Annotated in this window: 18 protein-coding genes and 1 rRNA gene (1 of these 19 only partly in view); 15 read left to right on the forward strand and 4 right to left on the reverse strand. The window is 36.6% G+C overall.

The features are described 5' to 3' along the window. Positions 1-1,414, forward strand: a 23S ribosomal RNA gene (locus acsn021_RS03600) (it extends 1,500 nt beyond the left edge of the window). A 482-nt stretch (positions 1,415-1,896) separates the two neighbouring features. Beyond that, the gene (locus acsn021_RS03605) at positions 1,897-2,337 is read left to right on the forward strand and encodes a zinc-ribbon domain-containing protein (protein WP_184095897.1); all 441 of its coding nucleotides are present in this window, start codon (positions 1,897-1,899) and stop codon (positions 2,335-2,337) included. A 158-nt stretch (positions 2,338-2,495) separates the two neighbouring features. On the opposite strand, the gene mgrA is transcribed toward acsn021_RS03605, so the two are convergent. Beyond that, complete coding sequence (gene mgrA / locus acsn021_RS03610) at positions 2,496-3,488, reverse strand: L-glyceraldehyde 3-phosphate reductase (protein ID WP_184095895.1); 993 nt, start codon at positions 3,486-3,488, stop codon at positions 2,496-2,498. 574 nt (positions 3,489-4,062) lie between these two features. On the opposite strand from mgrA, the gene gltX reads away from it, so the two are divergent. Both gltX and acsn021_RS03620 read left to right on the forward strand, forming a co-directional pair. Further along, on the forward strand, positions 4,063-5,526 hold the full coding sequence (gene gltX / locus acsn021_RS03615; RefSeq protein ID WP_184095900.1) for a glutamate--tRNA ligase: 1,464 nt from the start codon (positions 4,063-4,065) through the stop codon (positions 5,524-5,526). A 5-nt stretch (positions 5,527-5,531) separates the two neighbouring features. After that, positions 5,532-7,526 carry an ATP-dependent helicase gene (locus acsn021_RS03620; protein WP_184095893.1) on the forward strand — a complete coding sequence of 665 codons (1,995 nt, stop codon included), beginning with the start codon at positions 5,532-5,534 and terminating at the stop codon, positions 7,524-7,526. Between the two features lie 34 nt (positions 7,527-7,560). Here the strand turns inward: acsn021_RS03620 and acsn021_RS03625 are convergent, their stop codons facing one another. Beyond that, positions 7,561-7,923, reverse strand: a complete 363-nt coding sequence (locus acsn021_RS03625) for a DUF1292 domain-containing protein (RefSeq protein ID WP_184095891.1) — start codon at positions 7,921-7,923, stop codon at positions 7,561-7,563. Between the two features lie 349 nt (positions 7,924-8,272). On the opposite strand from acsn021_RS03625, the gene acsn021_RS03630 reads away from it, so the two are divergent. Together acsn021_RS03630 and acsn021_RS03635 are read left to right on the forward strand one after the other, a co-directional pair. Then, positions 8,273-8,887 carry a hypothetical protein gene (locus tag acsn021_RS03630; protein WP_184095889.1) on the forward strand — a complete coding sequence of 205 codons (615 nt, stop codon included), beginning with the start codon at positions 8,273-8,275 and terminating at the stop codon, positions 8,885-8,887. A 127-nt stretch (positions 8,888-9,014) separates the two neighbouring features. Further along, positions 9,015-11,420, forward strand: a complete 2,406-nt coding sequence (locus acsn021_RS03635; protein WP_184095887.1) for an ATP-dependent DNA helicase — start codon at positions 9,015-9,017, stop codon at positions 11,418-11,420. A 150-nt stretch (positions 11,421-11,570) separates the two neighbouring features. On the opposite strand, the gene acsn021_RS03640 is transcribed toward acsn021_RS03635, so the two are convergent. Then, on the reverse strand, positions 11,571-12,449 hold the full coding sequence (locus acsn021_RS03640) for a VanZ family protein (RefSeq protein ID WP_184095885.1): 879 nt from the start codon (positions 12,447-12,449) through the stop codon (positions 11,571-11,573). Positions 12,450-12,493: 44 nt separating this feature from the next. Then, entirely contained in the window at positions 12,494-13,414 is a 921-nt protein-coding gene (locus acsn021_RS03645; RefSeq protein ID WP_184095882.1) for a diacylglycerol/lipid kinase family protein, read from the reverse strand. 290 nt (positions 13,415-13,704) lie between these two features. On the opposite strand from acsn021_RS03645, the gene acsn021_RS03650 reads away from it, so the two are divergent. The 9 genes from acsn021_RS03650 to ppdK all read left to right on the forward strand — a co-directional run bounded on the left by acsn021_RS03650 (position 13,705) and on the right by ppdK (position 25,914). Then, entirely contained in the window at positions 13,705-14,385 is a 681-nt protein-coding gene (locus tag acsn021_RS03650) for a LiaF transmembrane domain-containing protein (protein ID WP_184095881.1), read from the forward strand. Next, complete coding sequence (locus acsn021_RS03655; protein WP_184095879.1) at positions 14,382-15,221, forward strand: DUF4097 family beta strand repeat-containing protein; 840 nt, start codon at positions 14,382-14,384, stop codon at positions 15,219-15,221. The genes acsn021_RS03650 and acsn021_RS03655 overlap by 4 nt, the downstream gene beginning before the upstream one ends. Positions 15,222-15,652: 431 nt before the next feature. Then, on the forward strand, positions 15,653-18,601 hold the full coding sequence (locus acsn021_RS03660; protein WP_184095877.1) for an insulinase family protein: 2,949 nt from the start codon (positions 15,653-15,655) through the stop codon (positions 18,599-18,601). 117 nt (positions 18,602-18,718) lie between these two features. Next, positions 18,719-19,627, forward strand: coding sequence for a GTPase Era (gene era / locus acsn021_RS03665; RefSeq protein ID WP_184095875.1), 909 nt, complete (start codon positions 18,719-18,721; stop codon positions 19,625-19,627). A 162-nt stretch (positions 19,628-19,789) separates the two neighbouring features. Further along, positions 19,790-19,981 (forward strand): hypothetical protein, encoded by a 192-nt coding sequence (locus tag acsn021_RS03670; protein WP_184095873.1) that lies wholly within the window; start codon positions 19,790-19,792, stop codon positions 19,979-19,981. Next, positions 19,923-20,663 (forward strand): DNA repair protein RecO, encoded by a 741-nt coding sequence (recO, locus tag acsn021_RS03675; protein WP_243167990.1) that lies wholly within the window; start codon positions 19,923-19,925, stop codon positions 20,661-20,663. Before acsn021_RS03670 ends, recO begins: the two co-directional genes overlap by 59 nt. 165 nt (positions 20,664-20,828) lie before the next feature. Beyond that, on the forward strand, positions 20,829-21,425 hold the full coding sequence (locus acsn021_RS03680; protein WP_184095871.1) for a hypothetical protein: 597 nt from the start codon (positions 20,829-20,831) through the stop codon (positions 21,423-21,425). Positions 21,426-21,621: 196 nt separating this feature from the next. Continuing rightward, positions 21,622-23,010: a glycine--tRNA ligase gene (locus acsn021_RS03685; RefSeq protein ID WP_184095870.1), complete on the forward strand. Its 1,389-nt coding sequence runs from the start codon at positions 21,622-21,624 to the stop codon at positions 23,008-23,010. A 282-nt stretch (positions 23,011-23,292) separates the two neighbouring features. After that, positions 23,293-25,914 carry a pyruvate, phosphate dikinase gene (ppdK, locus tag acsn021_RS03690; RefSeq protein ID WP_184095868.1) on the forward strand — a complete coding sequence of 874 codons (2,622 nt, stop codon included), beginning with the start codon at positions 23,293-23,295 and terminating at the stop codon, positions 25,912-25,914. Positions 25,915-26,168: the final 254 nt, after the last annotated feature.

Consider the following 26,168-nt stretch of genomic DNA (forward strand, 5'->3'; position numbering starts at 1 on the left):
TGGAAAAACCGGTGCAAGCGGGGTAGTAGTGTGGTAGGCAAATCCGCCATACAATACGAAGACGTGATGCGGACCGAACTCAAGAGTAGGGAAGCTGGTGAGCTAGCTGCCAAGAAAAGCCGCTATTGTTTTTCATAAGCCCGTACCGTAAACCGACACAGGTGGATGAGGAGAGAATCCTAAGGCCGACGGGAGAAGCATTGTTAAGGAACTCGGCAAAATAACCCCGTAACTTCGGGAGAAGGGGTGCCTGTAGAAATACAGGCCGCAGAGAATTGGCCCAAGCAACTGTTTAGCAAAAACACAGGTCTATGCAAAACCGAAAGGTGAAGTATATGGGCTGACGCCTGCCCGGTGCTGGAAGGTTAAGGGGAGATGTTAGGAGCAATCCGAAGCGTTGAACTTAAGCCCCAGTAAACGGCGGCCGTAACTATAACGGTCCTAAGGTAGCGAAATTCCTTGTCGGGTAAGTTCCGACCCGCACGAAAGGCGTAATGATTTGGGCACTGTCTCGACAATGCACCCGGTGAAATTGAAATACCAGTGAAGATGCTGGTTACCTGCGCCAGGACGGAAAGACCCCATGGAGCTTTACTCTAGCTTGATACTGGGATTCGGTATTGCATGTACAGGATAGGTGGGAGGCTGTGAAGTGGTGACGCTAGTTGCCATGGAGCCGTTGTTGGGATACCACCCTTGCAGTATTGGATTTCTAACATGTGCCCATGATCTGGGCAGTGGACAATGTCAGGTGGGGAGTTTGACTGGGGCGGTCGCCTCCGAAAGGGTATCGGAGGCGCTCAAAGGTCTTCTCAGAATGGTTGGAAACCATTCGCAGAGTGCAAAGGCATAAGAAGGCTTGACTGCGACACCGACGGGTGGAGCAGGTACGAAAGTAGGACTTAGTGATCCGGTGGTATAAAGTGGGATTGCCATCGCTCAACGGATAAAAGCTACCCTGGGGATAACAGGCTTATCACTCCCAAGAGTTCACATCGACGGAGTGGTTTGGCACCTCGATGTCGGCTCATCGCATCCTGGGGCTGTAGTAGGTCCCAAGGGTTGGGCTGTTCGCCCATTAAAGCGGTACGCGAGCTGGGTTCAGAACGTCGTGAGACAGTTCGGTCCCTATCCGGCGCGGGCGTAGGATATTTGAAAGGAGCTGACCTTAGTACGAGAGGACCGGGTTGGACGAACCGCTGGTGTATCGGTTGTACTACCAAGTGCACGGCCGAGTAGCCAAGTTTGGAAGGGATAAACGCTGAAGGCATCTAAGCGTGAAGCCCCCCTTAAGATAAGATATCCCATGCGAAAGCAGTAAGACCCCTTGAAGACGACAAGGTGGATAGGTTAGAGGTGGAAGTGTGGTAACACATGCAGCTGACTAATACTAATAGGTCGAGGGCTTGACCTAAGATCATGAAAATGGTAGGACAGAGAAGAGGACAAGGAAACTTAGACGAATATCTGTCAGGTTAAAAGGTTTTTAATAAAAGATGTGAATCAATGTGTGGTTTTGAAGATACAATCAATCGTAGAATGATAATTGTCCTAGTAAAATAGATTCTGATAATATTTAAATGAATAAAAGAAAGTTACCATTATGGTAGCTTTTTTATTTTGTTAAAGTATATTGAGAGTTGTCTATATAAAAGGTTTACTTTCTCATATAAAAATCTATTAACTTTATATAGTTTATTGAGATAAGTTAAATAGTTATCAATTTTTAATTGGAATTTATAGAAAAAGTGTTATAATAAATATTGGCTGCTATTAAAGAGAATTGACAATTTAAATCTAAGTATGTAAGCAGCCTTAGGAACTTGCCTAATATATATTTAGTAGCAATACATAAATGAGCAGGATTCTATAAAAATTGAAAGGATGGACGTTAGGATGATTTGTAAAGTATGCGGAAGAAGCATAGGAAACGAAGAGGCAAATTATTGCGAATACTGTGGAACATCTTTACGTAACAATACCTCTGTTCATGTAAGTGATAGCATACAAGAACATAATAAAAAAAACCCGGAAAGAAATGAAGTGGTGTCAGAAGAAAATGAAAAAACTATTTCTTTTGGAAACTGGGTTGCAACTATGCTTCTACCTTTCATTCCTTTTGTAGGTATATTTATTTATCTCATAATGATGTGTATCTGGTCATTTGGAAGTGATACGCCGAAAAGTAAGAGGAACTGGGCCAGGGCAAGTCTGGTGGTGGGCGTAATAGTTTTTATAATATTTATGTTTATGATTGCAACAACTCTGATGGATATATTAAATAGCGGAGTGGATTTAGAAAGTTATTTGAATAATTATATGAAGCAATATTACTAAATACAGTTAAAAGCAGCCGTAAACGAACTTACGACTGCTTTTAAAGCCTTATAAAAGAGTAATGCTCGTGTATAGATAGTATTACGGTTACTAAATGATAATTTATTGTGGATAATTATCTTAAATACAAATAAATATGTGTATAAATAATAAACTATTTAATCTCTTAATATTTCTTCAATGGTATCTAGTTCATCTTCTGATAAGGAGAGATTCTTAAGTGTTTCAATGTTCTCAAGTATTTGTGAAGATTTACTTGCACCGATTAAGGCCGTAGTAATTCGGTTTTTACGAAGTACCCAAGCCAATGCCAACTGAGCCATACTTTGGCCTCTCTCTTTTGCAAGTACATCTAATTTACGAACTTTTTCAACCTTTTCCATAGTAATAGAGTCAGTTTTTAAGAAAGGACTTCTAGGGTCAGCCGCTCTGGAATCGCTTGGAACACCTTGTAAATATTTGTTGGTTAACAATCCTTGCGCTAGAGGACAAAAAGCAATACTGCCTACGCCATTTTTTTCTAAAACCTGTAATAAATCTTTTTCTACCCAACGATTAAACATACTATAATTTGGCTGATGTATCAGCAGTGGTGTGCCTAAATCTTTCAAAATTTTAGCTGCCTTTTCTGTTTGCTCCGCAGAATAATTAGAAACACCAACATACAAAGCTTTACCGGAGCGAACAATTTGATCCAGTGCCATCATAGTTTCTTCAAGCGGCGTATCAGTATCAGGACGATGGTGATAGAATATATCCACATAATCAACACCAAGTCTTTTTAAGCTTTGGTCCAGACTGGAAACTAGATATTTTTTACTTCCCCAATCTCCGTATGGTCCTGGCCACATGTAATAACCGGCTTTTGAGGAGATAATAATTTCATCCCGGTAAGCCTTTAGTTCATTTTTTAGTATTCGACCAAAATTTTCTTCGGCAGAGCCGGGTTTAGGACCATAATTATTTGCTAGGTCAAAATGTGTAATACCGTTGTCAAATGCAGTGGTAACTAAGTCTACCATATTATCATAGATATTGGCAGAACCGAAATTATGCCATAACCCCAAGGAAAAAGCTGACAGTTTTAGACCGCTGTTGCCGCATCTGTTATAAACCATTGTTTCGTATCTTTTTTCATTTGCCTGATACATAAAAACCTCTTTCTATCCAAGCATAGTATTGGACTAATAATATTGCATTCACTATATCATTACTTTTGAGATGTAAATATACAGCGAAGTTCTGTAAAAGAACCTATGTTTATATTATAATCAATTTCATAAGAATTCAAGGGTTAATGGATAAATTACTTATAAATAATCCAAAAGATTTAAAGCAAAGACCATATATTTGTCATTTTTGCATAAATATTAAGCAAAAAAGCTCATACATAAAAAAACCTATAGAAATACAAATGAGACATGCTATAGAAACGTTTTAACAAGTAAAACTGCATTGACAGAACCTGGCGGATGGATTATATTATAAGCTAGGATAAAATAAGGATGAACGCTGGCAGAGGAAAATTTTAGGTATACCATTGTTAGTAAAAAAACATAGTATTAATTTGAATGAATAGTATATGGTACCCTATGTAAGCCAAGTGCAAATTCTTAGGTTGAAAGAAAATATACAGTAGGAAAGGAATGCCACTAAAATTCTTTCAATGATAGCATAATGTGGCAGTATTCCATCAAAGAGGATGGAATATCATTGGTTAAAATTATGAGTAAAGTAAGGACAAGATATGCACCAAGCCCAACAGGCAGAATGCACGTTGGAAATCTGAGAACAGCATTATATGAATATCTCATTGCCAAGCACGAAGGCGGAGATTTTATTTTAAGGATAGAAGATACCGATCAGGAACGTTTTGTAGAAGGTGCAACAGAAATCATTTATAACACTTTGAAACTGACGGGATTAAAGCATGATGAAGGTCCTGATAAGGACGGAGGTTGTGGTCCTTATGTTCAAAGTGAGAGACAAGCTACGGGTATTTATTTAGATTATGCCAAAGAGTTAATTGCGAAAGGAGAGGCATATTATTGTTTCTGTACAAAAGAACGCTTAAGTACCTTAAAGAGTGTAGTTTCAGAAGAAGATGATAAGGAAATCATTAAATATGATAAACATTGTTTACATTTATCAAAGGAAGAAATTGAAGCTAATCTGGCAGCAGGAATTCCCTATGTAATTCGCCAAAATACGCCAGCAGAAGGAACTACAACCTTTAATGATGCAGTATATGGCGAGATTACTGTAGAAAATGCAGAACTGGATGATATGATTCTAATGAAGTCAGATGGTTATCCTACCTATAATTTTGCCAATGTAATTGATGACCATTTAATGCGTATTACCCATGTAGTTAGAGGAAATGAATACCTTTCTTCCACACCGAAGTATACCAGGTTATACCATGCTTTTGGCTGGGAGGAGCCAATTTATATACATTGCCCCCTGATAACCAATGAAGAACACAAAAAGTTATCAAAGCGCAGCGGGCATTCTTCTTTTGAAGATTTATTAGAACAGGGCTTTGTTACAGAGGCTATCGTTAATTTTATTGCTTTATTAGGCTGGAGTTCAGGCACTAACGAAGAAATTTTTTCTCTAGAAGAATTAACCAAGGAATTTGATTATACTCATATTAATAAATCACCGGCTGTATTTGATATGGCTAAATTAAGATGGATGAACAGTGAATATATTAAGAAAATGGATAATGACCAATATTATGAATTGGCAATGCCACATATAAAAGAAGTGATTCATAAAGACTTAGATTTAAAGAAGATAGCTGATTTGGTGAAATCCAGAATTGAAACTTTGTTAGATATCAAAGATATCATTGACTTTTTTGAAGAGTTACCGGAATATGATATAGCCATGTACACTCATAAGAAGATGAAGACCAATGAAGAAATCTCTTTATCTGTATTACAGGAACAACTGCCTTTACTAGAGGCGCTTGATGACTACACTGTAGCTGGAATAGAAGCTGTCATTATGGGATATATTGCAGATAAGGGTATTAAAAACGGCATGGGCTTATGGCCTCTTAGAACGGCTGTATCCGGTAAGCAGTCGACACCAGGTGGGGCTTACGAGATTATGAACATTATTGGTAAGGAAGAGAGTATCAGAAGAATTAAAATCGGTATAGAAAAGCTAACCAACAGGTAAATTACATGGAAATGAATCAAGCACAGATAAATGCAATAAACCACAATACCGGGCCTATGTTAGTACTAGCAGGGCCCGGTTCTGGTAAAACACTTGTAATAACGAAGCGAACCTTAAAGCTTATCGAAGAGTATGGTATAAATCCACATAATATTCTAGTTATTACTTTTACAAAAGCTGCTGCCGAAGAAATGAAAGAACGGTTTGAGGCTTTAACAGGAAGAAGCAGCGGTGTTAATTTTGGTACATTCCATGCGGTCTTCTTCACTATATTAAAATATGCGTACCAATATAATGCATCTAATATTATTCGGGATGAACAAAGAAATCAGTTTTTAAAAGAAATAGTTGAACAGCTTACTTTAGAAATAGATGATGAAAAAGAATTTATTTCCGGGGTTCTTTCAGAGATTAGTCTCGTTAAGGGAGAGCGTATGGATATCGAGCACTATTACTCCATCAATTGTTCTGAGGATATTTTCAAAAAAATCTATCGAGCTTATGATTCAAGGCTTAGAAAATCCAATCTAATTGATTTTGATGATATGCTGGTGTTATGTTATGAGCTTTTAGCCGAGAGGCCGGACATATTAGCCATTTGGCAAAAGAAATATCAATATATCTTAATTGACGAATTTCAGGATATTAACAAAGTGCAGTATGACATAATACGTCTGTTGGCTCAGCCACAAAACAATCTGTTTATCGTTGGAGATGATGACCAATCTATTTATCGTTTCAGGGGAGCAAAGCCGGATATAATGTTGAATTTTGAACGGGATTATCCGGAGGGTGTGAAAATCTTGCTGGATATTAATTATCGCTCTACTAAAAAGATAGTTCACAAAGCGGCATGTTTAATCAAAAACAATGGCAAACGTTTTGCTAAAAATATAAAAGCAATAAAAGAAACTGGGCAGGATATTGTTCTTATTAATTTTAAGGAATTAAAAGAACAAAACAGCATGGTTGTAGCAGATATTTTAAAGTACTATAAAAAGGGAATTCCATTTTCTCAGATGGCTGTTTTGTTTCGAACCAACACACAGCCAAGAGCACTTATTGATAAGCTGATGGAATATAACGTACCTTTTCAGATGAAGGATGTTATTCCCAATATTTATGACCATTGGATAGCCTCAAATATTATGGCATATATCCGGATTGCCATGGGAAGCCGCGACAGAGCACTGTTTCTTCAGATTTCTAACCGACCAAAGCGATATTTAAGCCGAGAATGTTTTGAAGATCCTATTGTAGATTTCAATAGAATCAGAGAATTTTATAATGACAAAGAATGGATGATTGACCGTATTCACAAATTGGAATATGATATTAGTCTAATTAAAAACATGAATCCATATGCAGCCATTAACTACATTAGGAAGGGTATCGGTTATGAGGACTATCTAACAGAGTATGCCCAGTTTCGACGTATTAAGATAGAGGAACTGCTTGATACTTTAAATGAACTTCAGGAAGCATCCAAAGAATATAATACTTTTGCTGAATGGTTTGATCATATCAACGAATATCAAGAAGAGCTAAAAAGGCAGGCACAACAAAAAAAATATAATAAAGATAGTGTTTCTTTGGCCACCATGCATAGTTCGAAAGGATTGGAATACCAGGTAGTAATTATTGTTGATGCAAATGAAGGAATTACACCTCACCGAAAAGCTATCTTGGAAGCTGACTTAGAAGAGGAACGTAGGCTTTTCTATGTTGCGATGACAAGAGCAAAAGAATATCTACATATTTATTCGGTGAAGGAACGTTATAATAAAGAATTATCTGGTTCTAGATTTGTAGGCGAATTACTGCTCGAGAGAAATGGATTAAAACCTGGAGTTGAGGTAGAACATAAAACATATGGTTTAGGTCAGATAAAAAAGAATCAGCAGGGGAAAATCACTATATATTTTGAACAGTTAAAAAAAGAGCGTACTCTGGATTTGGAGTTTTGTATTCAGAATCAATTGCTTACTATAAAAGAATAAGGACTGCAGCAGCCTGCAGTCCTTGGGGAAGGAATTATTCTTCCTCTTCTTCCTCTTCTTCACCGAACATATCATCAAATTCTTCACTGTCCATTAATTCATCAAATGCATCAGAAACAGCTTCGAATTCTTCATCATTTTCAATATTTAACAACTCAATTTCATCGTTTTCATGTTCAATAAATTGATATAAGAAAATTTCGCCTTCTTCATCTTCTTCTCTGTCAGCAGGAACAAGTGCGATATAATCTTTTTCGCCGACTGGGAATATGCATAAAACTTCACATTCTAAGTTTGTACCATCATCAAGTGTTAATGTAACATTCATATGCTCATGTTCGTGCTCATGGTCGTGGTCATGTCCGCAACCGCAGCCGCAGTGGTCGTGTTCGCTCATTATAAAATACCTCTCTTTCAGTATGCCTGTAATAAACTATCCGGCAAATAGTAGTATGTCAACAGAACTGGTATTCCATTCGTATCTGAATAGTCAATTCCGTTCTATTGTTGTTTACTAAAGACTTTTGCTATATATAGTAAATTACCCATATATGGCAAATGCCGTAGTTTCACTCTTAGACTTTAACAGATATAAGAGCAAAATGCAAGGTAAATCTAACTATAAAATTAGATATATTTTTTTGTTAAAATTGTATTGACTTTATATAAAAATAGAATAAAATATACATAGATTTGAGTTCTTTCATCAAATTGTTTTGATGCAGAAAGAGAGGAGAAAACATTAAGTGGCTACAACCAATGCTAATGATGGCAGACCAAGAGATAATCGAAGCAATAATCGGTTAAATGAGAACTACAGGCCAGGGACTAGTCGTGACAATTGTAGAAACAAAACCGGACAGGAAAACAAAAACAGTAAACCCATTCATCGGGGAGATAAACCTTATCAGAAAGAATTTAAAGAGAATAAGCCTTACAAGTCGGAAAACAGGTCATATGGAGGTTCCAGATCAGGTACCGTAAAGGATGGCAGAGATTATACACCTTACGGAAATTATAAAAAAGAAGCTAGGAACAGTGGTTATTATAAGAATAAGGACTCTGACGAGGACTATGGTAAGGGTTATGGTGGTGGAAAAGACAAGAGAAACAGTGACTCTAGGGGGAAAGCATCTCAAAACAAAGAAAAAGAACAACAACCTGAAAAGTTCGAAATAATTAAGAGACTGGAACGTGAGAAAAAGGCAATTACCAGAAAAAATCAGGAGCTTGATAAACAAGCGGAAAAGCAAGGTAAGGCGCAGACAAGGCATCGTAAAACCAATCGTATAGACTGGACAAAAGGTTATGAAAAGGGTCTGTATGGTGATGATGACGAGGATTATACAGAATATATATAGATTAATGTATTTTATATTTAAAACAAATTAAGTTCATAGTATAATAATAAGGCATCTGGATAAGCTCTTGATGCCTTTTCATTTTAGCTGAAAGTAGCTGTAATTAAAAGGATAAGGATGAAACGATATGGAAACTAAGAAAGAGAATCAGGTTAAAATATCCGTACGTAATCTGGTGGAATTCATATTGCGTTCTGGTGATTTAGATAATAGAACAGGAGGAAGGCGAGAACTGGACGCCATGCAGGAAGGCAGCAGAATCCATCGCAAAATCCAAAAGCAAATGGGAGCTAATTACAGCGCGGAATTTCCATTGAGTATTACCATTCCCATGGAGCGAAATAATCTTATCTTTGACTTAACAATAGAAGGTAGAGCAGATGGAGTTATCAGTAATCAGGAGGAAGGTCCCTCCATTATTATTGATGAAATAAAAGGTGTATATAAAGAACTGAGTCATATGGAAGAACCAGTGCCGGTTCACCTTGCACAGGTTAAATGCTACGCCTATATATACGCGAAACTATATGAACATGAACAGATAGGTGTCAGGTTGACTTATTGTAACCTAGAGACTGAGAATATCAAGTATTTTGAAGAGACTTTAATGTTTCGCAACCTGGAGCATTGGTTTAACAGTCTGGTAAAGGAATATGGCAAGTGGGCTGCCTGGCAGATAAGTTGGAGGAAAAAGAGGGATGCTAGTATTAAAAATGTAGACTTTCCATTTTCTTACAGACCGGGACAAAAGGATTTGGTAACGAATGTATATAAGACTATCTTACGGGATAAAAGACTGTTTATAGAAGCACCTACCGGTGTGGGGAAAACAATTTCTACTGTTTTTCCGGCTGTTAAGGCAATGGGAGAAGGGTTGGCAAGTAAAATATTTTATTTAACTGCGAAAACTATAACCCGTACGGTAGCAGAGGAAACTTATCATAAACTAATGGAGAGAGGTTTGCTATTAAAGTCTATCACTATAACAGCAAAAGATAAGATATGTATACTAGAAAAGCCGGATTGTAATCCAGCCGCTTGCCAAAGAGCTAAAGGTCATTATGACAGAGTAAATGAGGCAGTGTTTGATTTGCTCAATCAACAGGACGCTATTTCCCGGGAACTTGTGCTTGCATGTGCTGCCAAACACGATGTTTGTCCCTTTGAAATGTGTCTGGATGTGACTTTGTGGGCAGATAGTATTATATGTGATTACAATTATGCCTTTGATCCGAATGTTTATCTGCGCAGGTTTTTCCAAGGTGAGAAAAAGAACGATTATATATTTTTAATAGACGAAGCACATAATTTAGTTGATCGTGCAAGAGAAATGTACAGTGCAGTTTTATATAAGAAAGATTTTCTCACCGTAAAGAAACTGATAAGGGGTGGAAGTGCAGCCCTGGTAGATAGAACTGGGATAGGGAATAGTACTGCGCTGGTAAAAAGGCTAGAAGCTTGTAATGCTGACTTATTAAAATTAAAACGAGAGTGCGATAATTGTAGACAAGTTGAATCAATAACGGACTTGATATACCATCTTATGCGGCTCATGACGGAATATGAGGAGTATTTAACCGATTATAAGAGTACAGATGAAAAAGAAGAATTACTTCAGCTGTATATGAATGTACGCCATTTTATGAATATATATGAATTATATAATGATAAGTATATAACCTATACGGATTATGACGAAGACGGAGCGTTCCGTATTAAACTGCTTTGTATGAATCCGGCAGATAATTTAAATACCTGTCTGGAGCGGGGAAAAAGTGCGATTTTCTTTTCCGCCACCTTGCTGCCCATTCAGTATTATAAAGAACAGTTAGCGGGAAGAGAGGAGGATTATGCGGTATATGCTCCATCTCCCTTTCATAAATCAAACCGAATTATTTTAATCGGAAGGGATGTTAGTACAAAGTATACCAGACGTAGTAAAAAAGAGTATGAAAAAATTCTTAATTATATCAAAAGCTTTACAGAGGCAAGAAAGGGAAATTATATGGTATTCTTTCCCTCTTATCAAATGCTGAATCAGGTGGCAGAGCTGGCAGAAGGAGCTATAGAAGGTCTGGTGGCACAAAAAATGAGTATGACTGAGATGGAAAAAGAAGAATTCTTGCAGGATTTTATAAAAGAGCCGGATACTACTCGAGTTGGTTTTTGCGTGATGGGTGGAATATTCAGTGAAGGTATTGATTTAAAAAATGACCGGTTAATCGGCGCAGTTATTGTTGGTACCGGACTTCCTATGGTTTGCAATGAAAGAGAGTTGTTTAAAGAATACTATGATAACCGTAGCGGTAACGGCTTTGATTATGCATACCTTTATCAGGGAATGAATAAGGTACTACAATCTGCCGGAAGAGTAATACGAACGTTAGAAGATACGGGAGCTATCCTGCTCTTGGATGAACGGTTCTTGCAAAGGCAGTATTCAGACCTGTTTCCAAGAGAATGGTATCCGAATATTGTAGTAGATGCCACCTCAATGAGTGGTTATTTAAATGATTTTTGGAGTGGGATATAATATCTTCTTTAAAGTTTAGAAGATTAAATAGTTTTATACAGAGAAAGCTTCATACGTTCATTCGCCTATCGATTGAAAGTCATGAAGCTTTTAATATGCTTGATAAGTTATCTGCATTACTTTAGCGTGTACACGTTTAAAGACAGACAACTAAAAATGAAGAGTATTCCGATAAGAGGAATACTGATTGCGGCGAGACAGAAAATCTTCATCCGCCACATGGTTATATGCTGTATTTAATAAATGATAAAGAATTCCACCCAAAAAGCCCCCGAGCAGACCAAAAAGTATATCGTCAATATCGGCTTTACCAAGTAAAAAGATTCTTTGCAGAATTTCTGTAAGAACCGGAAGAAAGAGCAGAGCAAGGAATCTTATGAATCGACTGCTTTTTCGCAATAGCAGGATAACATAGAAGCCGTAGGGAATGAAAAGACAAGAGGTATGAACCAGATAAGCACCAATAGCAGTTAATCCTGCTTTCTTATCTATATAAGCCTCAATAAGGGTTGCCAAAGTAAAAAAGGGGATAAAATTTATTGATTTGATATCTGTGAAGATTAAGAGGGCAGCCTTATTGCTAACAAATGAAAGAAAAACAAATGTGGCGGCATAAAATATCAAAAAAGTTATACTTGTACTGCGAAAAAAGGAATGAAAACCGCTGTATCTGCGTCCTTTTTCAAAAAGATTTTGAAGAATAGCGTAGAAAAAGGGCACAAACAGATGCAGTACTGGTAGGTATAAAAGTTCAGGCTGGAAGGTTAAAAAGGAGGTATGTTCCCCCAGAAAGCTAAGTAAGATGACGATGCTACAGAGTAGGACATTTAGCAGGGTATAACTAAAACATGATTCATAAGTTAGGGATTGCCTTAAGAATATATAAGAAAACATAAGACTGATAAGTATTCCAATACCAAAGCTTAACACGGAGGCGTGGAAAAAATACCAGACAGTAAACTGCATGGCAACGGTGAATATACTTAATAAAATAATCAGGGTAGCAAATTGAAATGAACTTTTTTTCACTGGTGTACCTTCTTTCCAATAGGTGGTATCCTATGTGTTTTTTATTAAATCATGATTCGCAGGGTATTTGAAATACAGTCTAGGGAGATGTATTTAAAAGCACCAGGGCATTCTCCGTCACTATGGAGATAAGCAGGTGAGTGCAGCTTTATGTCAAGATTCTTACAGTTAAAGGTTTCTATACCTTGAAATCGAGTATGTTTACCGAATAGTATTGTAGGCATAAGGATAAGAGTCTTTAATTTTGGAATATCATGTACCAGACATACGGAGAGCTTACCATCAAAAGGATTGGCAGCAGGTGCAATCATCATGCCTCCGCCTTCATATTTGTGGTTCATGCTTGTAATCATCAATACCTGCTTATATTTTGTGGCAGGACCTTTATCAACAGATATTTCAGCCGTTATGAAGGGACAGGTCAGTAATTGTTTTAGAGCAATAATAATATAGGTTAATTTACCAAGACCGTATCTATTTAAAAACTTTTTAATACCAGAACGAAAGGTCTCTTCACAGATAGAAGCATCAAAGCCTATACCACTGCTGACAATAAATTTACCTTCATAACCTTCAGCCGTTTTTAACTGTCCTATGTCAATATACCGAAACCGGGAAGGCTTTAAAATGGTTTCCAGATTCAAAAGAGGGTCCTTGGGAAGTTTTAAGCTGCGTCCCAAATCATTGCTGGAACCGGAAGGAATATAGCCTAATATTACCTGTTCAAAGTTCGTTATACCGTTTATTACCTCGTTCACGGTTCCGTCACCACCAACTACAATCAGTTTTAGTATTCCGGATAAATTATTGCATAAATCTCTTGTTATTTCTGAAGCGTGATGAGGATATCTGGTTATGGTGTATTCATAGGTAAGCTTTCGGTTATCCAGTTCTTTCTTAATAAGTTCCCAAATTTTCCGGCCTTTACCGGACTGGGATTTCGGATTAATAATAAAATGATACATTTATGGTTAACTCCTAATGAGGGGGTATAATTGATTTGTATATCTATGTAAATTTTATATGATGTTGCCAGTAAAGTCAATGGAGGATTGAAGAACCTTCTTGTTGATTCTTATGAAGATTTATTAAAATGCATAAATAATTCATGACATACTGCAGGAGCAGCATATGACAATTGTAACTTGTTAATGCAACCTGACTCCTGTATGATAAATACATAAGATAAAGCAATCACTACTCAGACGATAATGTTTGATTAAATTGTAAAACAAGTAAAGTGGGAGGAATTATTATGAGATTAAAAACTTCAAACCTATTATGGGGAGCTTTCTTTATCCTTATAGGTGTCGGCTTTGCCGGTAACGCATTTTCTTTATGGGATTTTAACTTATTCTTTAGTGGCTGGTGGACATTATTCATTATTGTACCCTGTATAATAAGTCTTGTTCAGAATGGATTTCGTACGGGCAACATCATTGGTTTAGCAATTGGTGTTATGTTGTTACTTTCCAGTCAGGGCCTTATTGATTCTGCTGTTTTGGGAAAATTAATTGTACCGTTTATATTCGTTTTGATTGGTTTAAGCTTGATATTTAAAAACCTGTTTCAAAGTGATAAAGGTATCCACTCTAACATTAATTACCAGGGTGGCAGCAGCGAATATTCCGCAATTTTTGGTGGAAATACTTATGTGGTGTCTGGAGAAAAATTTTTAGGTACTACTATGAATGCAATCTTTGGAGGAGTTGATTTAAATCTTAGGGATGCAATCATTGATGAGGATATATTAATTAATGCTACTGCAATCTTTGGAGGAATTGATATCCTTGTTCCTGACAATGTAAAAGTAAAGGTTTCTAATGTACCGATTTTTGGAGGAGTAGATAATAAAGCGGGTCGTAATACAGATCCCAATGCACCAACAATCTATATTAACTCCACTTGTATGTTTGGGGGGATTGATATTAAATGAATGAATTTCAAAAAGTAATAAAATATTGTGCAATGGCTTTTGCCATATTTTTAACAGTAACCATCATTGGGGGTATTGCTGCAGGAATCATAAGTGTAACCGGTGCTATATCCACAAGAACTTCTACAGAGACGATTGATTACGATGAAAATTTTGAGGCAGTAAAGAGTCTGTATGTGGAAAATGGCGTTGGAAACTTCACAGTAAAGGCAGGTACCGGCACTACAGTTCAGGTAGTAGCTGAGAATGTATCAGAAGATTTTACTGTTGATAAAAATTTTTCCGGTGAGCTAAAAATTAAGAGCAAGTTTAATTTCTGGAATTTTCTAGGCGGAAAAAATGCCTTTAATAACAATTCAAAAATTACGGTTTATCTACCGGAGGGTTTTGAGGCTGACCGTGTAAAAATAGAAGCCGGAGCCGGAAATGTAAACATTGAAGAGTTAGACACGCAGAGGTTGGAAATTGAAGCCGGAGCCGGAGATATAAACGGTTTAGGGATTATTGCCGGAAAGGTTAGCCTGGACGGTGGTGTAGGCGAAATAACGTTAGAAGATGTAGACCTATCGGATGTAGATATGGATGCAGGGGTAGGAAATATCTCAATCGAGGGGTATTTAAGAGGCGAAAGTGAAATTAATGCCGGCATTGGTAATGTATCCTTAGATATTTATGGTTCTTCTGATGATTATAATATAAAAGTAGATAAAGGACTTGGAAATGTTACCATTAATGGACAGAACCATTCAAGCCTCAATTGGAATAACAGAACTGCCAAAAATTCTCTGGATATAGACGGTGGCGTAGGTAATATTGACATTTCTTTTAAAGAATAACTAAAAAGATACTTTTTAAACCGCTTCATGTATAGCATGCAGCGGTTTTTTATATGGAGACTGTATATATATCATACTTTATTGAATAATTTCTGCCGGTTTGGAATACCCTTTGTGAGAACTGGAAATAAATATATATAAAATGAAAAATGCTTGCTATCAAAAGGAAAGCTCGGGAATCAAGTTAAAAAGCGTAGAATGAGGGTGTAAATAAAAGGTTTGCATCTATGTTTAAATGGAAACACTTGCTATCTTTAACATGACATTTTCTTATTATTATGATATAATAATCAGATAGTTGGTTGTTATACATAATATGGGTTATACCATCCTGTTGAATCGGTTAAGCACTTATTTCATAGATTGTTTCCTATAGGTGTAAATAAAAGTTAGAATGATTGAAAAGTATCCAAATTAAAAGGAGGTACAATATGTCAAGAAATTTAAAAAGCAGCAAAGAGTTAGGTATCCTTTCCGGTTATGAACTAATATCAGAAGAAGAACTTCAGGATATAAACAGTTTAGGTTTACTGTTTAAGCATACAAAAACAGGTGCCAGAGTAGCAGTGGTATCCAATGATGATAATAACAAGGTGTTTTCTATCGGTTTTCGAACACCGCCCATTAACAGTACCGGGGTGCCTCACATTGTTGAACACACCGTACTTTGCGGTTCCAGAGATTTTCCTGCAAAAGACCCTTTTATCGAACTAGCCAAAGGTTCTTTAAATACCTTTTTAAATGCGATGACTTATCCGGACAAAACAATATATCCGGTTGCAAGTTGTAATGACCAGGATTTTCAGAATCTGGTTCATGTATATATGGATGCAGTATTCTATCCCAATATATATAAAAAAGAGGAAATCTTTAAGCAGGAAGGCTGGCATTATGAACTGGAAAGTGAAGATGCAGAATTAAAATACAATGGTGTTGTATACAATGAAATGAAGGGTGCATTTTCATCACCGGAACAACAATTATTCCGAACCATTCAAAATGCATTATTTCCGGATACGGCTTATGGTGTGGAATCCGGTGGTGACCCAGAGTTTATACCGGATTTATCTTACGAGGAATTTCTTGATTTCCATAAAAAATATTATCATCCCTCCAACAGTTATATCTATCTATATGGTGATATGAATGTAAAGGAAAAACTAGAATGGCTTGACCAGGCTTATTTAAATGATTTTAGTGACGACCCTGTGGATTCTGAGATACAGTTTCAGCAGCCGTTTCATGAGGTAAAGGATATAGAGGTGCCTTATCCTTTAAGTGAAAATGATACTAGCAAAAATAATACTTATCTAAGCTATAATCTTATTATAGGAACCAGTCTTGACAGGGATTTGTGTATGGCATTTCAGGTGTTAGAATACGTATTATTGTCTGCACCGGGCGCACCGTTAAAACAAGCTTTAATCGATGCAGGTATTGGTAAAGATATTATCAGTAGTTTTGATGCAGATATTTATCAACCTACCTTTTCTATTATAACCAAGAATGCAGAAAAGGAACAAAAAGAGCAATTTGCCGGGCTGATTCGTTCTACTTTGGAGAAACTGGTTAAGGAAGGTCTGGATGAAAAATCGCTAAAAGCTGCTATCAACTATTATGAATTTAAGTATAGAGAAGCTGATTACGGTCAATTCCCTAAAGGTCTAATGTATGGAATTCAGATGCTCTCTACCTGGCTATATGATGACAATAAACCATTTCTGAAAATGAATGCGAACCGTTTATTTGAAACACTAAAGGCTAAAATTAATTCAGATTATTATACCAAATTAATTGAGCAATATTTGCTAAATAATAACCATGTAGTTCTGGTAACACTTATTCCGGAAGCAGGGCTAAATGCCAAGAGAGAAGATAAATTAAAAGAAAAGCTGGCAGCATATAAAGCAGGGCTTTCCAAAGAAGAAATACAGAAGTTGATAGAGGATACCAGACTCTTAAAAGAATATCAGGAAGAGCCTTCTACCAAAGAAGATTTAGAAAAGATTCCTTTATTAGACAGAGAGGACATTGATAAGAATGCACAGCCTTTGTATAACAAAGAGGTTATGATTGATGGCTTCCCAATTGTTCATCATAATGTATTTACTAATGGCATTGCTTATATGAAATTAATCTTTTCTTTAGATCAAATTCCCAAAGAATTGACTCCTTATATTGGTCTGTTATCTACAGTATTAGGTTATATTGATACAGAACATTACAGCTTTTTGGAACTGTCCAATGAAATCAATATTCATACCGGAGGAATCAGTACGGATGTGGCATGCTTTGGTAAAAAAGGAAAACCAGGTGAATATCTGCCCACATTACAAGTGGATGTTAAGGTTCTATATGATGAAATGGACTATGCCTTTGATTTGTTAAAGGAAATTATCAGTTTTACTAAGTTAAGAGATGAAAAACGTCTCTTGGAGATAATCTCTGAGGTGAAATCCAGATTACAGATGCATATTATGTCAGCAGGCCATTCGGTGGCAGTGGACAGAGCTATGTCTTATTTTTCAGAAGCCAGCAGATTTAATGAAGAGACTAAGGGGATTGCATACTTTAAATTTATCGAACGGCTGGAAGAGGATTTTTCCAATCAGGCAGGGGATTTGATTGAGAAACTTCAATTACTGATGAACTATATTTTCCGTAGAGAAAATATAAGTGTAAGTTTTACTTCCGGAGAAGATGGGCTGGCAACTTTAAACGGCAGACTTTTGCCGTTTGTTGAACAGTTAAAAACGGATGCAGTGGAACAGACAGACGAACATTTTGATTTAGTTTGTGCGAATGAAGGTTTTAAGACCTCCGGTCAGGTTCAATATGTTGCCAGAACCGGTAATTTTATAGAGGCTGGTTATGAATATACAGGTGCGTTAGAAGTGCTAAAGACAATATTAGGCTACGATTATCTATGGAACAATATCCGTGTTAAAGGCGGGGCTTACGGTTGTATGTGCGGTTTTTCCTATATCAGTGGTAACGGATATTTTACATCCTATCGTGACCCGAATGTAAAAGAAACAAATGAGGTATATGAAAAGGCAGCAGAGTTTGTTAAAAACTTTACTGTAGATGAAAGAGATATGACTAAGTACATTATAGGTACAATTAGTGGTCTTGATACGCCTCGTACACCACGCACAAAGGGTGTTGTATCTATGGGAGCATATCTATCCGGTACCACACAGGAAGATTTACAGAAACAAAGAGATGAAATATTGAATGTAACAGTAGAGGACGTCAGAAAACTTTCAGATATTGTGAAAGCCATTGTAGATGCAGGAAACCTTTGTGTCATCGGTAATGAGAATAAAATTGAGCAAAATAAGGATATGTTTAAAGAAGTAAAAACCTTATTAAAGTAGACCAATTACACACGAAGTTCATATTTAAATGCAACGGGTGAAAATACTTTTTTTCACCCTGATACTAAGGTTTCCAGCAGAAAAAGATTCGGATATACAGAAAAGAGGATATAGTTAATGAAAAAACAGGAATTCAAATCGGGTTTTGTAACTTTAATCGGACGCCCAAATGTAGGTAAGTCTACTTTAATGAATCATCTGATTGGGCAAAAGATTGCAATTACCTCTGATAAGCCCCAGACAACAAGAAACCGGATACAGACGGTGTATACAGAAGAAAATGGACAGATTATCTTCTTAGATACACCAGGCATCCACAAAGCAAAAAATAAACTGGGAGAATACATGGTAACAGTTGCAGAGCGTACTGTCAATGAAGTTGATGTAGTGCTATGGCTGGTAGAACCCTCAACCTTTATTGGTGCAGGAGACCAGTATATAGCAGAACAACTATTAAAAGTCAAAACGCCGGTTATCCTGGTAATTAACAAGGTAGATACGGTTAAAAAAGAAGAAATCTTAAAATTCATAGCTGCATATAAAGATATTCATTCTTTTGCGGATATTGTACCGGTATCTGCACTCAAAGGGGAAAATACAAAGGCCCTGGTTGATACTATTTTTAAATATCTACCGCAGGGACCTAAATACTTTGATGAAGATACAATAACGGACCAGCCGGAACGTCAGATAGTAGCAGAATTAATTCGTGAAAAGGCACTTCGCTTATTAAGCGATGAGATACCTCATGGAATTGCGGTAGCTATAGAACGTATGAAGGAGCGTCCGGGCAGTGATTTAATTGATATTGAAGCAACAATTGTATGTGAGAGAGACTCTCATAAAGGAATTATTATCGGTAAAAAGGGTGATAAATTAAAACGAATCGGTATGATGGCAAGACAGGAGATGGAAAATCTACTGGATACACGGGTGAATCTTCAGATATGGGTTAAAGTGAAAAAAGATTGGCGGGATAGTGATTTCTTATTGAAAAATTACGGTTACAATAAAAATAATCTATAAAAAACAGCCCCTGATACTTAATACTGTTTTGTAAAATTAAGAACTGGCAGAATCTTATCAGTTTAGAAATTTTTGAAATGGGAATGATAGTAAGGTAACATAAAAAACTTTAGGTAATCATTTAGGAATAGGATTGTCGATTATAAGTAAAGGGGGCAAAATATGAAAAATCATGATTCTTGGGAAAAATTTGCTAAAAGTGGAAACATATTTGACTATTTAAGTTACATCGCTTGTACTGTTGAAGATTGCTCACAGCTGTTATCAAGGGATAATAAAGAAGGTGGAGAGTGTAATGCTAACGACGGCTGTGATGGGGATGGTTTTGTCGGCCATGCCCATTGGGGACTATGATAAAAGATTAGTTCTCCTGACAAAAGAAAAAGGAAAAATAACTACATTTGCAAAAGGCGCTAGAAAACCAAGTAGTGCCTTTTTGGCATGCAGTCAGCCGTTTTCTTTTGGAGAATTCGTACTGTATGAAGGGCGAAGTTCTTATAATATAATGTCTGTAGAGATAAAAAACTATTTTGAAGAACTGAGAAAAGATATGGAAGGTGCTTACTATGGAATGTATTTTTGTGAGTTAACAGATTACTTTGCCCATGAAAATGAAGACGGTACAGAATACCTGAAATTACTTTATCAGTCTTTGCGGGCATTCGGACAAGAACAGATTGGTAGGAAATTAATTCGCAGAATTTTTGAGCTTCGGATTCTTGCATTAAACGGAGAAGCACCTCAAGTCTTTCAATGTGTGAAATGTAGAAAAACGGAAGATATTTATAATTTTAATAGCAATGCAGGTGGGATGATTTGTACAGAGTGCGGTAAAAATATAGGCAAAGGATTGTTTATATCAGATTCTACCCTTTATACACTCCAATACATAATCACTTCACCAATAGAGAAGCTGTATACATTTACCGTGACAGAAGCAGTATTACAGGAGCTAATAGAATGCATGGAAGCTTATACAAGAATATATATTGAGAAGCCTATGAAATCCCTGGAGTTATTAGAAAAACTCTTTTAAGAAGCATTTTTAAGTTGAAATATAAGTCTATAAAGGGTACAATGGAAAAAAATTATGTTTGAAAGAAAATATTTATATTAGAAAGGAATGCCACTTACAACTTCTTTCAAGCTATTTTTATGTGGCTGTATTACGAATTATTGTAATACTATAAGAGGTAACAGAATGAAAAGATATATATTAAGTATTGTATTAATCCTTAGTATGGTAATGCTGGCTGGCTGCAATAAAAATAAAGAGATTGTTGCAGAAGATGTAAAAGCCAACACAGTTCTAATTAAAAATGACGGAACAGTACAGGCTGCAACCATAGAAAACTTTGATAAGGAATACTATAATTTGGAAGAGCTTACCACTTATATCAATGAGAAGGTTAGCGAGTATAACCAAAAGAATGGAGTGGACTCTGTAGTGTTGGGAGAGTTAAAATTAATTGATACCAATGCAGTTTTGATTATGAACTTTAAAAGTCTAGAGCACTATAATTACTTTGCTGAAACAAGTGCAGTAGTTACTTCTACAACCTCTGCAAAGAATGGTGAAATAACACTTCCGGACACTTTTTTAAGTGCAAAAGACGGAGCAGCTATATCTGCTGCGGATGCATTAAAAAATGAAAAATATAAAGTATTATCTATTAAAGAAAATACGGAAGTATTGGTAGACGGTACTATAAAATACTACACCAATGGTAGATTAAATGGTAAGTCTAAAATTCAGACAAGTACTGAAGGTGACACCATAGTAGTATATAAGCCGTAATTAATCAATCTCTTGCGTTTCTTAAAACTTATTGAAAATAGTTCTAAGGTTAGGTTATACTCGTAAGCGATTATTATATTTAATAAAGAGGTTGAAAGAAAATATAGAAAGAGAAAGGATGCCACTTAAATTCTTTCAACCTGATTTAGTGGCAGTAGCACTTTTATTAAGAGAAGTGCTGAAAGTGGTGTAAGTAATGGAAAAGACAATGGAAAAAATTGTTGCCTTAGCCAAGGCAAGAGGATTTGTTTACCCGGGTTCTGAAATATATGGTGGATTGGCAAATACCTGGGATTATGGTAATCTTGGTGTAGAATTAAAAAATAATGTAAAGAAGGCCTGGTGGTTAAAATTTATTCAGCAGAATCCTTATAATGTAGGAGTAGATTGTGCAATTCTTATGAATCCTCAGACATGGGTTGCTTCCGGCCATCTTGGCAGCTTTTCAGACCCCTTAATGGACTGTAAAGAATGTCACGAAAGATTTCGTGCAGATAAATTGATTGAGGATTATGCACAGGAACATAATATAACCTTTGAGGGTTCTGTAGATGCCTGGTCTCATGAAGAGATGGCAAGATACATTGACGAACATACTATTGATTGCCCAACTTGCGGAAAACATAACTTTACAGATATTCGCCAGTTTAACTTAATGTTTAAAACTTTTCAGGGTGTAACAGAGGATGCAAAGAATGTTGTTTACTTGCGACCAGAGACAGCGCAGGGAATCTTTGTTAACTTTAAAAATGTACAGAGAACTTCCAGAAAAAAAATACCATTTGGAATCGGACAGGTTGGTAAATCCTTCCGTAACGAGATAACTCCCGGTAATTTTACATTTAGAACCAGAGAATTTGAACAAATGGAATTAGAATTTTTCTGTGAACCGGATACAGATTTGGAGTGGTTTGCATATTGGAAACAATTCTGTATTGACTGGCTACAAAATCTTGGTATAAATGAAGATGAAATGAGAGTACGTGACCATGATGCAGCAGAACTTTCATTCTATAGTAAAGCAACTACCGATATTGAATTCTTATTCCCATTTGGATGGGGTGAATTATGGGGAATTGCTGATAGAACAGATTATGACTTAACGCAGCATCAGAATGTGTCTAAAGAAGATTTAGGATACTTTGACGATGAGAAAAAGATAAAATATATTCCTTATGTAATCGAACCATCCTTAGGCGCTGACAGGGTGACATTGGCATTCCTTTGCAGTGCATATGATGAAGAAGATTTAGGGGAGGGGGATGTACGTACGGTACTACATTTCCATCCGGCATTAGCACCTGTAAAGATTGGTGTATTACCGTTGTCTAAAAAACTTTCCGAAGGTGCAGAAAAAATCTTTATGGATCTGAGCAAAACTTATAACTGTGAATTCGATGATAGAGGTAATATCGGAAAGAGATACCGCAGACAGGATGAAATCGGAACTCCTTTCTGTATTACTTATGATTTTGAGTCTGAGACAGATGAGTCTGTAACAGTTCGTGACCGAGATACTATGCAACAGGAACGAATAAAAATTGCAGATTTAAAGAATTATTTTGAGAAAAAGTTTGATTTCTAATTAACTGGATGGTGGCATATGCATGTTATTTACGTGTATATGCCACTTTTTTGTGTATTTTTTGATTGTCGAAAATTCTATATTATTGACAAAAAAGTAAGAAAAAATACTCGAAAAATGAAGAAAATGTAGAAGCGGATAGAAAATATTGGTTTAATAATGATAAAATACATTAATAATATAGAAAAATATATTTCCTAATTTGGGCAAGTTATGGTATAATGTTAAATGGTGACAGGAAAAGTCAAAAATATGAATTTATTTTAGGAGGTAATTACTAAAATGGCAAAATGGGTATATTTGTTCAAGGAAGGCAAAGCAGATATGAAAAACCTGCTTGGTGGTAAAGGTGCTAACTTAGCCGAAATGACTAATTTAGGCCTCCCGATTCCTCAAGGTTTTACCGTGACTACGGAAGCTTGTACTGACTACTATAATAGTGGTAAAAAAATTACTGATGAAATCAGAGGACAAATCTTTGATGCCTTAAAGGTTTTGGAAGAACAACAGGGCAAAAAATTCGGAGATACAGAAAATCCTTTATTGGTATCTGTACGTTCCGGGGCTAGAGCATCCATGCCGGGTATGATGGATACAATCTTAAATTTAGGCTTAACAGATGCCGCAGTTGAAGGTTTTGCTAAGAAAACAGGAAATCCTAGATTTGCTTATGATTCTTACAGAAGATTTATTCAGATGTTCTCTGACGTTGTTATGGAAATCAGTAAAGCAAAGTTTGAAAGAGTACTTGATGAAATCAAGGAAAAGAAAGGTGTTCACTTTGACACTGAATTAACTGCTGATGATTTGAAAGAAGTTATTACAGAATTCAAAGCTTTATACAAACAGGAAAAGGGTACAGATTTTCCTCAGGAGCCTACAGAACAGTTAATTGAAGCTGTTACGGCGGTATTTAGATCCTGGGATAACCCTCGTGCAATTTACTATAGAAGAATGAACGATATTCCTGGTGATTGGGGTACAGCAGTTAACGTTCAGGCAATGGTTTTTGGTAACATGGGAGATACCTCTGGTACAGGTGTTGCCTTTACCCGTAATCCATCTACCGGTGAGGCAAAAATTTATGGTGAATACTTAATCAACGCCCAAGGTGAGGACGTGGTTGCAGGTATTAGAACACCTCTGCCTATCTCAAAATTGGAAGAAGATATGCCGGAAGTTTATCAGGAATTTATGAGAATTGCGAACCTTCTGGAAAATCACTATAAAGATATGCAGGACATGGAATTTACGATTGAAGATAAAAAGCTTTACTTCTTACAAACTCGTAACGGTAAGAGAACAGCTCCGGCTGCTCTTCAAATTGCTTGCGATTTAGTTGATGAAGGAAAGATTACAAAAGAAGATGCTATCAAGAGAATTGAAGCAAAATCCTTAGATCAGTTATTACATCCAGGTTTTGATATAAAAGCTTTAGAAGCAGCTAAACCTGTTGGTAAAGCTCTTCCTGCTTCTCCTGGTGCAGCAGCAGGTAAGGTATACTTTACAGCAGATGATGCAAAAAATAATCATGAAAAAGGCGAAAGAGTTATTCTGGTTCGTCTTGAAACTTCGCCCGAAGATATTGAAGGTATGCATGCGGCAGAAGGTATCTTAACAGTTCGCGGCGGTATGACTTCTCATGCAGCAGTAGTTGCCCGTGGTATGGGAACTGCCTGCGTATCTGGCTGCGGTGAAATCAACATAGATGAAGAAGCAAAATACTTTATGATTGCTGGACAAACTGTAAAAGAAGGGGATTATATCTCTCTTGATGGTTCAACCGGTAATATTTACATAGGAGATATTCCTACTGTGGAAGCAGCTATCAGCGGTAACTTCGACAGAATTATGACATGGGCTGATGAAATCAGAACTTTAAAGGTAAGAACAAATGCAGATACTCCTGCAGATGCTGCAAACGCTGTAAAATTCGGTGCAGAAGGTATTGGTCTTTGCCGTACGGAGCATATGTTCTTTGAAGCAGACAGAATACCAAAAATCAGAAAAATGATTCTTTCTAAAACAGTTGAAGCAAGAGAAGCAGCTCTGAATGAATTGATACCTTTCCAGAAAGCTGACTTTAAGGGCTTATATGAAGTAATGGAAGGAAGACCGGTAACCATTCGTTTCTTAGATCCTCCGTTACATGAATTTGTGCCTACAGAAGAGGAAGATATTGCAGCGCTTGCAAAAGACATGGGTCTTTCGGTTGAGGAAGTAAAAGTCACTTGTGATTCTTTACATGAATTCAACCCTATGATGGGACATAGAGGCTGCCGTCTTGCTGTTACATATCCAGAAATCGCCAGAATGCAGACAAGAGCAGTTATGGAAGCTGCAATTGAAGTGAAACAAGAAAAAGGGTTTGACATTGTACCTGAAATCATGATTCCTTTAGTTGGAGAAAAAAGAGAGTTAAAATATGTGAAAGATATTGTTGTTGAAACAGCTGAAAAAGTAAAAGCGGAAAAAGGTGTTGATATCGAATACCACATTGGTACTATGATTGAAATTCCTCGTGCAGCGTTACTTGCCAACGAAATTGCGGAAGAAGCAGAGTTCTTCTCTTTTGGTACAAATGATTTAACACAGATGACATTTGGTTTCTCACGTGATGATGCCGGTAAGTTCTTAGATTCCTATTACACTACTAAAATTTATGAGTCTGATCCATTCGCAAGACTGGATGTAGACGGTGTTGGACAGTTAGTTCAGATGGCTGCTGAAAAAGGACGTGCTACTAAAGCAAATCTTAAGCTTGGAATTTGTGGTGAGCATGGTGGAGATCCTTCAACAGTCGACTTCTGCCATAGAGTAGGGTTAAATTATGTATCCTGTTCACCTTTCCGTGTACCTATCGCAAGACTTGCAGCAGCACAGGCTGTATTGTCAAACAAGTAAAAATCAATTATAATATTAGCACCTGATGGTGTGAATGGAATATGAGATAATCAGAATCCCCATATTAGTTATTGGAAAATACTAAATATGGGGTTTTTTGAGAGCATATCAAATAACAAATATGTATATATCGACACCCTAAAAGGGGCTGTAAAATAAGTCCTTAATTAAGAATCGCCAGTTCCGACAGATGCCGGTTCTGGTGATTCTTCTTTTTTTTATTTATTTTTTATGATTATGATTGATTTTTCCAT

It is taken from the genome of Anaerocolumna cellulosilytica (assembly GCF_014218335.1).
Classification (GTDB): Bacteria; Bacillota; Clostridia; order Lachnospirales; family Lachnospiraceae; genus Anaerocolumna; species Anaerocolumna cellulosilytica.